Origin of the sequence: Aquimarina sp. MMG015, from assembly GCF_018100855.1 — a bacterium.
Lineage (GTDB): Bacteria > Bacteroidota > Bacteroidia > Flavobacteriales > Flavobacteriaceae > Aquimarina > Aquimarina latercula.
Genome location: NZ_JAGJEB010000009.1, coordinates 66,898 through 82,312, shown reverse-complemented (window position 1 = coordinate 82,312; position 15,415 = coordinate 66,898). Strand labels below are relative to the sequence as shown.

Below are 15,415 nucleotides of genomic sequence, written 5' to 3'. Positions count from 1 at the left end.
AAAATATTTACCCCCTAAAAAATTGGGGGTGTGTATTTTTTGAAGAAATAAATGAGGATTTCGCAGTTAGGTGTTTTTGTTTTTTACGAAAACGTTTTCTTTAGTACCTATTGGCCTTATAATGCTGTAAACCCCTATGTTATTTGGTGTTTTTTACCAAAAATCGCGTTATTAAATTCGTAATTTGAAGTCCTTATTTTAGGATTCTATTAGTTAAATAGTACTTTTTTTATTGAGCTCCAAAAAGTGGTGTTCGATAAGTGGTTTTTCTTTCTCCTTCCTTAAGGTTTTGTTAATTTCAACAACTTGAAACACTTTAGATCGGAAATAATATGAAGAAACAAGGAATGTATCTGCCAGAATTCGAACACGACGCATGTGGTGCCGGATTTATTTGTAGCTTGGAAGGGAAAAAGTCTAATGATATTATTCATAAGGCACTAGAAATTCTTGAAAAATTAGAACATCGTGGAGCTGTAAGCTCTGATGGAAAAACAGGAGATGGAGCGGGAATACTGATAGATATACCACATGATTTCTTTATAGAAAATTGTTCATTTAATTTACCTGAGTCTGGAGAATATGCTGTAAGTAATGTGTTTTTACCTAAAAAAGAAAATCAAAGACAATACTGTATTGATACTTTTGAAAAAAATATCACCGATCAAGGTCTTGTTCTTTTGGGATGGAGAGACGTACCTGTTGATACAGTACATTTAGGAGAAATAGCAGCAACTACAGAACCTTCGATTAAACAAATTTTTATTGGCAAAAGTGATAGGGAGCAGAGCTATTTTGACTTTAATTTAAAGTTATTTACTGCTCGTAAGGTTACAGAACATGAAATATACAGTTCTAAACTGTCAGAGAATAAGTTCTTTTATTTACCAAGCTTATCTACAAAGACTTTAATATTTAAAGGTTTATTAATGCCAGAAGATATTAAATTGTACTATACAGATCTTATGGATCCAAAAGTGGTAACTAGGTTAGCCTTGGTACACCAACGTTTTTCTACAAATACATTTCCTACCTGGGATTTAGCACAACCATTCCGATATATGTGTCATAATGGAGAGATCAATACTTTAAGAGGAAATGTAACCAGAATGCGCTCTAGAGAGGAATTATTAGCCAGTGATTGGTTTGGAGATGATATAAAAAAGATACTACCAGTAGTTCTTAAAGGAAAATCAGACTCTGCATCTATGGATATGGTTGTAGAGTTGTTATTGATGACTGGACGATCGCTTCCAGAAGTTATGATGATGATGGTGCCAGAAGCTTGGGAGAAGAACTCAGAAATGTCTGAAGCTAAAAAGGCATTTTATGAATATAATTCATGTGCAATGGAGCCTTGGGATGGCCCAGCATCTATCCCGTTTACTGATGGTAATTATATTGGAGCAGTATTGGATAGAAATGGATTAAGACCTTCTCGTTATACCGTTACTAAAGATGGATATGTAATTATGTCTTCTGAAACTGGTGTAGTAGATATAGAACCAAGCAATTTAGAGTTTCATGGGAGATTAGAGCCTGGTAAGATGTTTTTGGTAAATATGGATGAAGGTAGAATTATTAATGATGAAGAAATAAAGGAAGAAATAGCCTCGAAACATCCATATAGAGAATGGTTGGATAATAATCTAGTGCACTTAAAAGACATTGCATATAATGATTGCCCTTTGTTTTTGGGTGAAGAAACTATTGGTAAACGTAAAGAAGTATTCGGATATACTCAGGAAGATATTGATACGATTATCGTTCCGATGAGTCAATTAGCAAAGGAACCAATTGGTTCTATGGGATCAGATACACCAATAGCTGTACTTTCGCAGAGGTCGCAATTAATTTACAATTACTTTAAACAGTTATTTGCACAGGTAACCAACCCTCCTTTAGACGGGATTCGAGAAGAACTGATTACAGATATTAGTTTAACACTAGGAGCAGATCATAATATTTTTAATATTGATGAAAAGCATTGCAATAAACTAAAGATTCAGAATCCCGTAATTTCTAAAGAAGATTTAGATAAGATCAAAACATATTCAGATAAAGGCTTTAAAGCAACTTCTGTTTCTATGTTGTATAATATTAATAGAGGGCTTAATGGGTTAGAAGATGCTTTAGAAGCTACTTTACAAAAGGTATCTGAGGCAATTGATGATGGAAGTAATATTATAATACTTTCTGATAGAAATATAAGTAAGCATCGAGCACCGATTCCGGCATTATTAGCTTGTTCTTTTGTAAATAGTGGTCTACAGAAATTAGGGAAACGTTCTCAAGTAAGTATCATAATAGAATCTGCAGAACCAAGAGAGGTACATCACTTTGCTTTATTATTTGGATATGGGGCCAGTGCTATAAATCCTTATATGGTAAATGAAATTATCAAGGAACAAATTGAAGACAATAATATTACAGAGTTAGCTGCAGAAGAAGCGGTTAATAATTACAATAAGGCTGTAGGTAAAGGCGTATTGAAAGTGATGAATAAAATCGGTATCTCTACCTTAAATTCGTACCGTAGTTCTCAACTTTTCGAATGTATCGGTATTAATACTAAAGTGGTAGATAAATATTTTCCAAATACTGCTACTAGAATTCAAGGAATTGGATTGTACGAAATCGAAAAGGAAATTGCTAAACGTCATAAAAGAGCATACATAGAAAGAGAAGTAGATGCTGATTTAGATTTAGAAATTGGGGGACAATATAGATGGAGACGAAATGGTGAAAAACACCAGTTTAATCCGCTTTCTGTAGCTAAACTTCAGAAATCAGTAAGAGATAATGATCCTAAAACTTATAAAGAATATGCAAGTTTAATTAATGAGCAGTCTAAAAGTTTAATGACCATTCGAGGATTATTAGAATTCTCTAACTATGATCCAATTCCACTAGATGAGGTAGAGCCTTGGACAGAAATTGTAAAACGCTTTAAAACAGGAGCGATGTCCTATGGGTCAATAAGTCAAGAAGCACATGAAAACTTGGCTGTTGCTATGAATCGTATCGGTGGGAAAAGTAATTCGGGAGAAGGAGGAGAGAATCCACTACGTTTTTATAAAGATGTAAATGGAGATTGGAAAAATAGCGCTATCAAGCAAGTTGCTTCAGGTAGATTTGGTGTTTCTTCGAATTATTTAACCAATGCTGCAGAGATACAGATAAAAATGGCTCAAGGAGCTAAACCAGGAGAAGGGGGGCAATTACCAGGTCCAAAAGTGAATCCTGAGATTGCTAAAACTCGTAACTCTACTCCGTATGTTGGATTAATTTCACCACCACCACATCACGATATATATTCTATTGAAGATTTATCTCAGTTAATTTATGACTTAAAATCAGCTAATAGAGATGCTAGAATTAATGTAAAATTAGTTTCAGAAGTAGGAGTAGGAACCGTTGCAGCAGGAGTAGCAAAGGCAAAGGCAGACGTAGTATTAATATCTGGATTTGATGGAGGAACAGGAGCATCACCATTAACATCATTAAAGCATGCTGGATTGCCTTGGGAATTAGGAATAGCTGAAGCACAACAGACTTTAGTAGGGAATAATCTACGTAGTCGTATTGTATTAGAGTGTGATGGACAATTAAAAACAGGAAGAGATGTAGCAGTAGCTTGTCTGTTAGGGGCAGAAGAATTTGGATTTGCCACAGCTCCTTTAGTAGCTTCTGGATGTATTATGATGCGTGTTTGTCACTTAAACACTTGTCCTGTAGGTATAGCAACTCAAAACCCTGAATTGCGTAAGAAGTTTAAAGGAAAACCAGAACACGTAGTAAATTACATGTATTTCGTAGCTCAAGAGCTAAGAGAAATTATGGCTCAACTTGGTTTCCGTACGATTAATGAAATGGTAGGACAGGTACATAAATTAGATCGTAAGCAAGCTATCGAACATTATAAAACTGCAGGAGTTGATCTTTCGCCAATATTACATCAGGTAGAAGCTTCAGAAGGAGTAGGTATATACAATTCCGAAATACAAGATCATGGATTAGGAAAATCTATAGATTTTGAAATTATAGAACAGGCGCATCAAGCGTTGTTTAGAAAAGAAAAGACCACTTTAGACTTTGATATTACAAATACCGATAGAGCAGTAGGTGCTATTCTGAGTAATGAAATTTCTAAAATTTATGGGGCTCAAGGGTTACCTGAAAGTACCCTAAAATTAAATTTCACAGGTGCAGCTGGACAAAGTTTTGGAGCTTTTGCAACCAAGGGATTAACAATGATCGTAAATGGAAACACAAATGACTACTTAGGGAAAGGACTTTCTGGAGCTAAGTTAATTATTAAAGTTCCGGATGAAGCAACACTTGTTCCAGAAAACAATGTAATTACAGGAAATGTTACATTATATGGAGCAACAGATGGAGAAGTATTTATCAATGGTAAGGCTGGAGAACGTTTTTGTGTTCGTAACTCAGGAGCCAGAGCTGTTGTAGAAGGTATTGGAGATCATGGGTGTGAATATATGACTGGTGGAGTTGCCGTTATCCTTGGTGAAGTAGGAAGAAACTTTGGCGCGGGGATGTCTGGAGGTATTGCATATATATATGATGATAAAAAGACATTCGAAGCGCATTGTAATAAAGAAGCGCTAAACTTGGATCCTGTAGAAATACCAGAAGATGTGATAGAACTTAAAAACTTAATTGAATCACATTATAATGCAACACTAAGTCCTTTAGCACAGAGAATTCTCGAGAATTGGGAGAGCGAATTACCAAAATTCATTAAGATCTTCCCAGAGGAATACAAGCAGGCTTTAAAAAGATTAGAAGAAGAAAAATTAGCACAAGCATAAACGATAATAGACATGGGAAAGATAACTGGATTTTTAGAATTTGAAAGAGAGATTGAACAGTACCAGCCTGTTAAAGATCGTATAAAAGGATATAAGGAGTTTACTGTGCCAATGGAGGAAAGTAAGCTTAAAAATCAAGGTGCAAGATGCATGGATTGCGGAATCCCTTTTTGTCATAGTGGATGTCCATTAGGAAACCTAATACCTGATTTTAATGATGCTGTATATCGTGGTAAATGGGAAAAGGCAGCTCGGATATTACATTCGACTAATAACTTTCCAGAATTTACGGGTAGATTATGTCCAGCACCTTGCGAAGAAGCTTGTGTTCTAGGGATTAATGAAGATCCTGTAACGATAGAAAATATTGAAAAAAATATAGTAGAAGAAGCTTTTAAAAATGGATGGGTAAAAGCGAATCTACCTAAAGAAAGAACAGGAAAGACAGTCGCAGTTATAGGTTCTGGACCTGCTGGATTGGCTACTGCCCAACAGTTAAATAGAGCTGGACATTTAGTAACTGTTTTCGAAAGAGATGAAAAGGTAGGAGGATTGTTACGATATGGGATTCCTGACTTTAAGATGGAAAAAAATGTAATCGATCGAAGAGTTGCTGTTTTAGAAGAAGAAGGTATTGTTTTTAAAACAAATACGCATATAGGTAAAGATGTTAAAGCGGATCAACTAAAAGCTGATTTTGATGCTGTAGTATTATGTACAGGTGCTACAGTAAGACGTAAGTTACCGGTAAAAGGAGCTGATCTAAAAGGAGTGGTTCAGGCTATGGATTTTCTTCCACAAAACAATCGTAGAGTCGATGGAATTAAAGATTTAGGCGAAGAAATTCTTGCAACGGATAAAGATGTAATCGTAATCGGAGGTGGAGATACAGGATCAGATTGTATTGGAACTTCTGTACGACATGGTGCAACATCTGTGACGAATTTTGAAATCATGGGTAAAGGTACTGTTGAACGCCCTGCTAATCAACCATGGCCTTTTTGGCCAATGAGATTACGAACGAGTTCTTCACATCAAGAAGGAGTGGAACGTAATTGGAGTATTTCTACAAAAGAATTTTTGGGAGATGAAAATGGTAATCTTAGAGGTTTAATAACATCTGAAGTTGAATGGGTAAAAGAGAATGGTCGTTTTACTTTAAAAGAGATTCCAGATACAGAAAAAGAATGGAAATGTGAGTTAGCTTTATTGGCATTAGGGTTTACTGGTTCAGAACCTACAATTGCAGAACAATTAGGTGTTGATATGGATGTAAGAACAAATATAAAAGCTACAGAAGAAAATTATGCTACCAATGTAAAAGGTATTTTTGCAGCGGGTGATACGCGAAGAGGACAATCATTAATTGTTTGGGCTATCGCAGAAGGTAGACAGGCGGCATATCATATAGATACATATCTTATGGGAAGTTCTAATTTACCTCTTAAAGGGGATGGAGACTTACCAAGAATTTAGTTTTTTAGAATCTAATATTCAATATTAGTGTTAATAAAAGGCTGCTAACTATTCTGTAAGCAGCCTTTTTACAAAGTTAGAATATGATTATTTTTTTAAAATTTTATCATTTACTATCTTTTTCATAATAGCTTCCTTATAATTTCTACCTAATGGAATATGATGAGATTTTATGGATATCCCTTCTGTTTGGATAGCCTCAATTTTATGGATATGTATAATAAATGACTTGTGAACTTGCATAAACATTTCAGAGTTAAGTTGTTTTGCGACTTCTTTTAGGGGTATTAATGAAAGGTGTTTTTTTCCATCAGATGTATGGAATGCTACGTAGTTTTGCATTGCTTTGATGAACAGAATATCGTCGAAATATATTTTTTTATAACTGCTATCACATTTTATGAAAACATAATTAGCAGTGCTGTTTTCTTTGTTAGTGTTTATACTAGTGTTATTTTGTAAGAGGATGTACTGATCCTTTACTTTATAAACCGCTTTAAAAAAACGAGTAAAGGTGATTGGCTTTAGTAAATAGTCAATTACGTCTAGATCAAAACCTTCTAACGCATAGTTAGGAAAAGCAGTAGTGATTACTACCAAAGGTTTAGATTTCATAGATTTTAAAAATTCTATACCATTCATTCTAGGCATCTGAATATCTAAAAAAAGTAGATCTGCTTCATGCGCATTTTCAACTTTATTAATTTCCAAAGGGTTACTACAAGTTCCTTGCAATTCTAAAAAATCTACTTCATTAATGTAGTTAGTTATGCATTCTCTTGCCAGTGGTTCATCATCAATTACAATACATTTTAAAACCATAATTATCTTTTTAAGATTGTAATGTCGCAATAGGTGTAATTATACCTTCAGAAGTGACAGAGTGTGGATTCAACTTTAATTTAAGTGCTACTCGATATAATTCGTCGGTTTTTTTGGTATAGAGATCATATTGATCTTTATAAATTAAATCTAATCTTCTTTGTACATTTTTTAATCCAATTCCATTGTTTTTCATTAGATCTTCCGTGGTATAATTATCATAGGAATTAATAGAGTTTGTTATTTCAAATATGATTTTATTTTCTGTATTATGAAGTTTTATATCAATCCAGTTTTTTTGATCCACACCTTGAGAAACATGTTTAAAAGCATTTTCTACGAAAGGCATTAAAATAAAAGGTGCTATAGAGCAATCATCGTACATCTGATCTTTGATAGCAGTAGTCACTTGTACTGTTTGGTCAAGACGAAGTTTTCCAAGGTTAATAAAATTATGAAGATAATTAATCTCTTTTTCTAAAGGGATTTTTGTTTCATTACATTCATATAACTGATACCGCATAAGGTCTGAAAAGCTTGCTAATGATTCTGAAGCCATATCTGGGTTTTTATGGATCAAAACAAAAATGGAATTAATAGTATTGAATAAGAAATGTGGATTAAATTGAGATTTCAAAAATTTAAGCTCTGTTTCTATTTTTTCTTTTTCTAATAACTGTTGCTGTTGTTGAGATTTAATCCAATTTTTAGTCAGCTTAATACTCATTGCTAGTGTCATACTAGCTAGTGTAGAAGATAAAGGACCTGATTTTAAAAGAGAAATAAAGGTTTGCTCGCCAAATAATTCAGTAAGAGTAGTATCAGAAACATAAGCCGCAACAAAATAACCAGAAGTAATGATTAATACAGTAATTAGTATAGTCAAACTAAAAAAGGAGAGGTATATGAAGTATTTTCTTTTCTCTAAAAATTTTGGTATCAAATAATACAAGTTAAAGTATACAGCTGCCGCTTGAAAAATAAAATAGAATAAAAATTTCACATTATATGGCGAAAAAAAAATGTTGTAAGCAGCTTCTTTAGCACTTCCAATACCGATTGCCCACCACATATAGTGATAAACAAACCAAAACACAAGGTGATGTACTTTATAATGATATAAACCAATAAGTACTTTAGAGTTTTTTATAGTATCTAATTTTATAGACATAAATGATATCATTTACAATCTATTAAAATAAGAAAATAGTTCTTAAAGATGAGTTGAGGTTCTAATTTATTGACGAAAGTGTTCAAATTATTGATGAAAGTGTATTGATCTCGTTTTGTGTCCTTTCATGCTAGCAGATACATCATTTTTGTTATAGATCAATACTTATACTGATTTTGTCAATTTCGAACGTTATCATGTTTGTTTTCAGAATATTTTAGTTGAAACCACTAAAACTAAATATTTTATGAGACAAATTAGAGATGGACTATTTTGGGTATTTTTTTTACTACATACCTTAACGATAATAGCTCAGACTAAAATGGTGTGTGAGAATGATATTAATATTTCTCTAAATAGATTTATTGAGGATAGTAATAAAGCAATGATAACCGCTACGCCAGAAATAATAGAAGGATACTATTCTGATGATATTTATCTAATGCCTGCTTTTCAAAAAACACTTATAGGAAAAGAAAATGCAATGCGATATTACAAAGCATTCTTTGATCGATTTGATATTATCGAGTATAAAAGAAAGAATATTGAAGCGCTGGATTTAGGATCTCAAATCTCCGTATTAGGTGAGTTTACTATGAAAATTCGATTAAAAAATGGAGCCGCAGTCGAAGAACTTAATGGAAAATATATGAACATATGGAGAAAACAAGAAAATAACATTTCCTTACTTTCAGAAATATGGAATTATAATCATCATACAGATATTACTGAACAATTAAAGTTTGATGATATTCCAGGTACTGTTTTGGCCTATCAGGAGCATCTTCCGATAAATAGTAACATTAGATTTGAAATAGCAAGTATTAATCATTTTACAGAAGAATTTATAGCGCATAGAGATCATACATTATGGACGCAGTTATATGCCGATGATGTGATCGCTTTTTTTAGCTATAAACCAGTATTTAAAGATAAGCCCACATTAGATAAGTTTATTAAAGATCACGTTGTAGAACTTCCGATTTTCGAGAAACTAGATATAAGAAACAACTACATAAATGACTTAGGGGGTTATGTAGTGAATTATGCGAGTCATATAGCTAATTGGAGAAATAATGAACATTCTGGTATTAGCACTGGTAAGGGAATAAAGATATGGCAAAGAGCACCTAATGGGACCTTAAAAATTGTAAGACAGATATCAACGTATGATTATAACTATTAATCGAATAAACGAATCCATAAAGAACTCTAATATGTATATTACTTTTTTGAAGAAAATATCAATATCATTTTTTCTAATATTCTTGTGTATTCATACTACTTCTGCACAATATAAAATAAAGGGTAGTATTATAGATGATACTATAGAATCTAGAATTCTAACTAAAAATAAAATAGGATTAAATACCAATAGAAACATTAAAATTTACCTTCCGCCAGGTTATTCATCATCAAAAAATAAATATCCAGTAGTCTATTATTTCCATAGTTTATTTGAAAATCCAAATCAAGTGGTTTCTGATCATAAAACTCCAGAAATCATTGATAAAAATATTATAAAAAATAAATCTAACAAGTTTATTTTGGTAATACCTGATTTCTCTTCGCCAACTGTTGGGAGTTTGTTTGAAAACTCTAGCACAAGCGGTTTTTGGTTAGATTTTATTACGGAAGAATTAGTTCCTTTTATAGATAGGAAGTATCGAACGATTTCTGATAAAAATAGTAGAGCGGTAATCGGTCATTTTATGGGTGGAAGAGGAGCATTAAAAGTTGCTATGGCATATCCAGAAATTTTCAATATTGTTTATGCGTTGCATCCAGTAGCTACTGGTTCTGGGTATTTGCCAAGAGTTTCTTTAGGTGTTGATTGGGATAAAGTATTAGTAGCACGATCATATGAAGAAGTAGGTGATGATATTAGGACTAAGATTTTTACCAGTGTATGTCAGGCATTTCTTCCTAATCCAAATAGATCACCTTTATATTGTGATTTTCTATTTGAAAAAGATGAAAATAACGTTTTGCAACTTCATCCAAAAAATATAAGAAAAGAGCAAAGAGAATTTCATCTTGATGAAAGACTGGATGATTATGCAGATAATTTAAGAAATCTTACCGCAATTGCATTTGATTGGGCAAGATTTGATCAAACACAAGCACATGTAATTTCTAATCGTAGGTTTAGTAAAAAAATGATGGATTTGGGAGTAGATCATATGGGTGAAGAATTTGTGGGAGATCCTTGGAATAAGTATTGGGGAGATGAAGGGCGCTTAGCCACAAGAGTTTTACCATTTTTAAACAAACATTTATCCTTTTAATGAACCTCTAAATTAATACTTATGCGGATAAAAAACTTAACTATAGTGCTGATGATTATGGTTTTAGGAATTGGGTGTGATGATCAAAAAGAAAAACAAAATTTTTCTGTAGAAAAAGATCAAAAATCCGTGAAGACTATTTTAGAAATATTAGATGATCATACTATTTCTACAGAAAATAAAATGGGAATTTGGGTAGATGATCTCGTTCTTATGGCTCCAAATCAGCCTTTAATTACGGATAAAATGGCATTGATAGCACATATTGATAAAGAAAAAGAATTTGGTTTTGCTGATATGAAACACGAAATAACAGAGATACACTCTTATCAAGAAATAGTAGTGATGCAGGGCAAAGTAACTGGAACTTTCTATCCAGCAAATACCGAAACATCGAATACTTTTAGTACTAAAAACTTATTTGTTTTTAGAAGGATAAAAAACGATTCTTTAAAAATTTGGAAAGTGATTTTTAATATGACTTCTTAAACTAGATTTAGAATTTAAAAAAACAAAACATGAAAAATTTCATAGTCCTAACTATTGTATTAGCAACGTTATTGGCTTGTAAAAACTCAAAGAATAATAAGATTGATGAATTACAAGAATCAGAAAGGGTGGAAGATCTTTTGCAAGAGTATAATGAAAGAATTAGTACAGCAATAAAGACAAGTTCTTTTGAAGCGATACATGATTTGTATGATCAAGAATCTTTGTTATTTACGGATTACAATCCATTAATAGTTCATAGTGATAATATTAAAATATACTATGACACTATATTTGCGAGACAGAATATTAAAGAATATCATAGGGAAACGATTGATGTTATAGAATTTTCTAATAGAATTATAGAAATAGGTTTGTTTACCAAGGTTTTTGAAAACTCGAAAAAATTAAAAGGAAAGTATTTTAATGTTTGGAAAAAGATGGTAAATGGAAAACTAATGATACGCGCAGAAGCATTAGGCTATTTAGAGCATATTGATGATCCTAAAGTATTTTTGGTTCCCGAAGCAAGTACATCTGTACTAAAAACTATTGAGATACCAAGAGAATTGATGGCCTATACAACTTTGGGAAAAAGTAATGTAATTGCTAGAATTCCTGAAAAAACAGCAGATTCATATACCGACGATACAATGTATTTGCCATTCGCCGATACCATTAAAACTGGAAAAGCTGTTTTGTTAGATCATTATAAAGCATATTATCAGAATCCCGCAAAAATTGATTCCCTTGAAATTATGACGTATGCATATGATAAAGTAGAAAATGGATATATCAAATATGGAGGGTTTTATGTAGATTGGACGGTGCCAGGATTTTCAGGTATTACCACAGGATCTGGGATCTCATATTGGAGAAGAGAAAAAGACAATTCACTCAGAATACATAGGCAAATAGGATTACATATACACAAATAATCTAAGTTCTATATAGATTTTGATTATATCTGATGATTTAGAATGTCTGCCTAATCGTTTAAGATTAATTAAAAATGCTGTTACAGACTATTAGTAACAGCATTTTCTATGATTGATGAATGTATAAATGATAGATTAGTTCTTGACAATATTCATTTAAAAATGAATTTTTATTCTGATTGCTTGATCAAGAGAGACATCATTGTCCTGTTCCTTTAATGATTTTACAAACTCTGGAGTTACTCCATGAATTCTTAAACTTTGCGCTTGATCAGCTGTGATATTCTTATAACCTATATCTTCAAATGTTTTTATAAACTCTGGAGTTACATTATGTATTTTGAAAGACATAATATCATCTAAAGGAAGATTACCAAACTTAGTTTTTTTAAATTCTTTAATATATTCAGGAGAAATATTGTGAATCTTTAAAGACATCAAATCGTCAATATCTAAATTACTATATCCAATATTTTTATACTCTTTAGCAACATCTGGCGATACATTATGTATTTTTAATGACATTGCTTCATCTATAGAAATATTCTGATATCCAGCTTTTTTAAAGGTATTAATGAATTCTGGAGTCACATTATGAATTTTTAAACCTACAACTTTATCTAAAGGAATGTTTTTATACCCCGCGGCGTGATATTTTTTTATAAACTCTGGAGTCACCTTATGAATTTTAAGTGAAATGATATCATCTACGGAAGCGTTTTCATAACCAAGTGCCTTAAATTGTTTTATAAAGTCATTAGGGTTTTGTTTAATTTCTTGATATCCTTTTCCCGAACTACTTGTAGAAGAACTTGATTTTCCGTTTTGTTGAGCAGCTTTTGCTTGTTCAGGAGAAATTCCATGAATTTTTAATTTAATGGCTTCTTTTAAGGAAAGATTGGTTTGCCCTGCTTTTTTATAAGATTTTATAAGGTCTGGTGTTACATTATGTATTTTAAGATTTCTAGCTTCTTTTAATGTGATATTTGGATACCCCGATGTTTTAAAACTGCTTATAAATGCTGGTGTTACATTATGTATTTTTAGGTTTTTAGCCTCTTTTAGAGTAATGTTTTTGTATCCAACGTTTTTATAAGCTTGCACATATTGTGGAGTCACATTGTGGATCTTCAGGTTCTGTGCCTCCTTTGCTGAAATATTTGTGTATCCTTCTTTTTTAAAATCGGCAATAAAATCAGGAGATACATTATGAATCTTTAGTCTCATATAGTCATTTAATGACATCTTTTTATATCCATTGTCATTATAAGATTTAATAAAATCTGGAGATAGATTATGAATTTTAGCTTTCGTAATTTCTTTTAATGTAGCTTGTTGACCATTAACGTTGTTAATGAATTTTATATAGGCAACATCTACATCAAATAAGTTTAATTTACTTATCTCATTCATAGTATAATCTGTATATCCTAATTTGGATAATTCTTTTCTATACATTTTTAATTTTTCCAAAGAAAGTCCTTTGTGTATGATATCTTCAAAATCATCTTGATCTAGAGAAAGGTTTTCTTGTTTTAGATAAGCCAAATAAGCATTGTCAAAATCAGTAAGAAAACAATGTACAAGCTCTTCATTATCTACCTTAAATCCTTGTTTAGATAATGCGCTGCTAAAACTTGTATTGGGTGTAAAAGTATATTTTCCATCTCCAATCCCATTTTCGTATTGACCACTAAATACCATAGTTCCTGCATCTCGTGTAATTTCGAATTTTTGTTTGTTACCCGATGGGAAATCGGCAAAAAATGAAGGATCGTAACAACGCGTTATAGACCAATAACTTCTTTTTAGAGGTTCTGCATTTCTATACATAATACAGAGTTTACCGCCTCCTTCTTCTGCATCCCAGGCTCCTTTGGTAAAGTCATTTTTAAACTTGGACTCTTTAAAATGTTCATCACTTGGGGTTTCTAATTCATTAGAAATAGATTCGTCGATTGATGTGTTAATACTGACCGGATTAAATGATAATACGGTTACTGCCAGTAATGGAATAATGATTAGGTATTTCCATCCTGATTTTGCTGTTGATTTTTTGGAATTCATCATAATGATTCGTTTTTTGAGAAATGATTGATTGTAACTTGTTGCCAAACCTGTAGGCATATCTGGGGTTGATACTTTTAATAAATTCATTTGATATACTTCTTTATTCTCCCCTTTAATAAGCATACCGTGATCCGTAAGATATTCTAGATTATTGTCAATGGCCTTACGATATAACCAGGCAAATGGATTAAACCATTGTATAGTAACTAATAATTCTACTAATAACATATCTAAACTATGTTTTCCGGAAATATGTAATTGTTCATGTTTTAGTATTTGCAAATATGTATCTGGATTGTATTGATTTGGATTGATAAATATCCTATTCCAAAAAGAGTAGGGTGCATGATTAGTATCCGTTTCTACAATTTTGTATGCATCAACTTCGATAGTAGGAAACTTTATCATTCTGTATACTAATACAATCAATTGAATTAAAAAATTAACTCCAAACGCCATTACACCTAAAATATAGATATAGAGAATTATTGATTTCCAATCCAAAGAAATAATAGAAGGGTTTATTGATTCAGTAGCAGTAATGGTAGTTGTATTCTCAGAAAAGCTTACTGAGTCTTCATTGTTATAAACATTAGTTTCAACCAAGTTAGGTACCGGATTTTCGATAATTTCTTTCTGAAATAAGGCCGTTCTAAAAGATATATTTTCTGGTACCGAGATAAAAGGTATGGAAAATGAGATCACCATCAAGCTAAGTAATACTCCTCTGTTTAGGTGATAAAAAGTCTCTTTAGATAGGAATAATCTATATATCAAATATGACAAACCTATAAGTGCTGAACTGTAGATGATATACGCCATTATTTCTTGCTTTTAATGAGTTTAATAATTTCTTCTAACTCTTCAGTATTTATTTTTTCTTCTTTAGCAAAGAATTTAACCAATGCTAAAGGTGAGTTATCGAAGTAATTATTGACAACTTCTCCCAAAACATCTTTTTGATAATCATTTTTTGAAATTAAAGGATAGTATTGAAAACTATTACCAAATGCCTTATGACTAATAAAACCTTTCTCTTCTAAAATTTTCACGATAGTAGCAGTGGTATTATAATGAGGCTTCGGATCTGGTAGCTCTTCAATAATCTCTTTAATAAAAGCTTTCTTGAGTTTCCATAAACTCTGCATAATCTGTTCTTCTCGTTTAGCTAACTTTTGCATGATTTTCAATTTGATAGAACAAACATACTCCTAATAAATTAGTTTTACAACTAATCTATTAGTAGTTTAACTAATTTATTAGGAGTATTGTTGCTAAGGCCTTTACAGATAAGGCCTTTTTAGGCTTTGTTAAATAAGTATTAAAATG

10 protein-coding genes are annotated in these 15,415 nt (G+C 31.9%); 6 read left to right on the top strand and 4 right to left on the bottom strand.

From position 1 onward, the window contains the following. The first annotated feature begins 332 nt into the window (after positions 1–332). Complete coding sequence (gene gltB, locus J8L88_RS17175) at positions 333–4,832, top strand: glutamate synthase large subunit (RefSeq protein WP_211061392.1); 4,500 nt, start codon at positions 333–335, stop codon at positions 4,830–4,832. Between the two features lie 12 nt (positions 4,833–4,844). Beyond that, complete coding sequence (locus tag J8L88_RS17170; RefSeq protein WP_211061391.1) at positions 4,845–6,308, top strand: glutamate synthase subunit beta; 1,464 nt, start codon at positions 4,845–4,847, stop codon at positions 6,306–6,308. An 87-nt stretch (positions 6,309–6,395) separates the two neighbouring features. On the opposite strand, the gene J8L88_RS17165 is transcribed toward J8L88_RS17170, so the two are convergent. Together J8L88_RS17165 and J8L88_RS17160 are read right to left on the bottom strand one after the other, a co-directional pair. Next, positions 6,396–7,130, bottom strand: coding sequence for a LytTR family DNA-binding domain-containing protein (locus J8L88_RS17165; protein WP_211061390.1), 735 nt, complete (start codon positions 7,128–7,130; stop codon positions 6,396–6,398). A gap of 10 nt (positions 7,131–7,140) precedes the next feature. Then, on the bottom strand, positions 7,141–8,301 hold the full coding sequence (locus J8L88_RS17160) for a sensor histidine kinase (RefSeq protein ID WP_211061389.1): 1,161 nt from the start codon (positions 8,299–8,301) through the stop codon (positions 7,141–7,143). 247 nt (positions 8,302–8,548) lie between these two features. Here J8L88_RS17160 and J8L88_RS17155 point away from each other — a divergent pair, with 247 nt between their 5' ends. Genes J8L88_RS17155 through J8L88_RS17140 form a run of 4 tightly spaced genes read left to right on the top strand, consistent with a single transcriptional unit; the run spans position 8,549 to position 12,016 of the window. Continuing rightward, the gene (locus J8L88_RS17155) at positions 8,549–9,487 is read left to right on the top strand and encodes a DUF4440 domain-containing protein (RefSeq protein WP_211061388.1); all 939 of its coding nucleotides are present in this window, start codon (positions 8,549–8,551) and stop codon (positions 9,485–9,487) included. A gap of 46 nt (positions 9,488–9,533) precedes the next feature. Beyond that, entirely contained in the window at positions 9,534–10,589 is a 1,056-nt protein-coding gene (locus J8L88_RS17150) for an alpha/beta hydrolase-fold protein (RefSeq protein WP_211061387.1), read from the top strand. 21 nt (positions 10,590–10,610) lie between these two features. Continuing rightward, positions 10,611–11,078 carry a hypothetical protein gene (locus J8L88_RS17145; RefSeq protein ID WP_211061386.1) on the top strand — a complete coding sequence of 156 codons (468 nt, stop codon included), beginning with the start codon at positions 10,611–10,613 and terminating at the stop codon, positions 11,076–11,078. Positions 11,079–11,107: 29 nt separating this feature from the next. Then, positions 11,108–12,016: a hypothetical protein gene (locus J8L88_RS17140; protein WP_211061385.1), complete on the top strand. Its 909-nt coding sequence runs from the start codon at positions 11,108–11,110 to the stop codon at positions 12,014–12,016. Between the two features lie 156 nt (positions 12,017–12,172). Here J8L88_RS17140 and J8L88_RS17135 read toward each other — a convergent pair whose 3' ends face one another. Then, on the bottom strand, positions 12,173–14,908 hold the full coding sequence (locus J8L88_RS17135; protein ID WP_211061384.1) for a M56 family metallopeptidase: 2,736 nt from the start codon (positions 14,906–14,908) through the stop codon (positions 12,173–12,175). Next, positions 14,908–15,267, bottom strand: coding sequence for a BlaI/MecI/CopY family transcriptional regulator (locus J8L88_RS17130; protein ID WP_027391870.1), 360 nt, complete (start codon positions 15,265–15,267; stop codon positions 14,908–14,910). Before J8L88_RS17130 ends, J8L88_RS17135 begins: the two co-directional genes overlap by 1 nt. Between the last annotated feature and the right edge of the window lie 148 nt (positions 15,268–15,415).

Excerpts from the sequence above, each read along its gene's own strand:
- gltB (WP_211061392.1), top strand. The coding sequence starts at position 333 with ATGAAGAAACAAGGAATGTATCTGCCAGAATTCGAACACGACGCATGT.
- J8L88_RS17145 (WP_211061386.1), top strand. The coding sequence starts at position 10,611 with ATGCGGATAAAAAACTTAACTATAGTGCTGATGATTATGGTTTTAGGA.
- J8L88_RS17155 (WP_211061388.1), top strand. The coding sequence starts at position 8,549 with ATGAGACAAATTAGAGATGGACTATTTTGGGTATTTTTTTTACTACAT.
- J8L88_RS17165 (WP_211061390.1), bottom strand. The coding sequence starts at position 7,130 with ATGGTTTTAAAATGTATTGTAATTGATGATGAACCACTGGCAAGAGAA.
- J8L88_RS17160 (WP_211061389.1), bottom strand. The coding sequence starts at position 8,301 with ATGTCTATAAAATTAGATACTATAAAAAACTCTAAAGTACTTATTGGT.
- J8L88_RS17170 (WP_211061391.1), top strand. The coding sequence starts at position 4,845 with ATGGGAAAGATAACTGGATTTTTAGAATTTGAAAGAGAGATTGAACAG.
- J8L88_RS17135 (WP_211061384.1), bottom strand. The coding sequence starts at position 14,908 with ATGGCGTATATCATCTACAGTTCAGCACTTATAGGTTTGTCATATTTG.
- J8L88_RS17130 (WP_027391870.1), bottom strand. The coding sequence starts at position 15,267 with ATGCAAAAGTTAGCTAAACGAGAAGAACAGATTATGCAGAGTTTATGG.
- J8L88_RS17140 (WP_211061385.1), top strand. The coding sequence starts at position 11,108 with ATGAAAAATTTCATAGTCCTAACTATTGTATTAGCAACGTTATTGGCT.